Below are 724 nucleotides of genomic sequence, written 5' to 3'. Positions count from 1 at the left end.
ATAGCGAGCCTCAATCGAGCGCTTAGGGATACGCACCGTGAGAAAGATGTTTTCGTCGGGGTAAGAGAAACCTGAGTAGGTAAAATCTAAACTGTCGTAGAACTCTCCGATGTTATCGGGAACAACAGCTTTTGATCGCGTTGTAGAGATATAGCAGGTCCCATCAGGAGTGGTCATCACTGCAGAGTCTAGATTCAAAGAGTGCCTCATCGCTTGAACCGCATCGCTGTTATCACACCCATAGTTTTTAAGCTCTTGGGTGACGAGCTTGGTATTTTCGCTGAATTGGTCGGCGATCTTTGTCGTATAAAGGATTTGAAAGAAGTAGATAACAAACAAGATCAATGACGAAGCGGACAGGACGATAATGGTCCCTTTAAATAGCTCTTTATAGTAGGTACGAAGCAAGAGCAACAGCACCTTAAAGTGGGTTGGTTTGAATTGGTTGATGTCTACCCTAGAGTTAACTTGACTGGTTGGCGCTCTGTCGAGGTCAATAAAGTATCCGACTTTGTAGAGATTTGAAATGAGTTCACTCTGGGATTCAACATTCGCCTTTTTGCACAGGTTACGGTATTTTCTTCTTATTGATGCAATGGTGTTTTTTAGTGCGTATAAGCTGAACTCTTCATTGAAATTTTGTTTAAATGATTCTTCAACATCTCTCGCAGAACGAGGGTTTGAAATTGGAGAGTTATCAATTAAATACTTTATTACAAAACTC

General features: G+C 41.3%; 1 pseudogene. It reads right to left on the bottom strand.

Annotated features, from left to right (window positions below):
* A pseudogene (locus KIV40_RS31005) lies at positions 1-724 on the bottom strand (EAL domain-containing protein); the annotation flags it as partial.

The organism is Vibrio sp. D173a, from assembly GCF_030248475.1.
The sequence above is the reverse complement of the archived record's forward strand: the minus strand, read 5'-3'. Positions and strand labels throughout refer to the sequence as shown.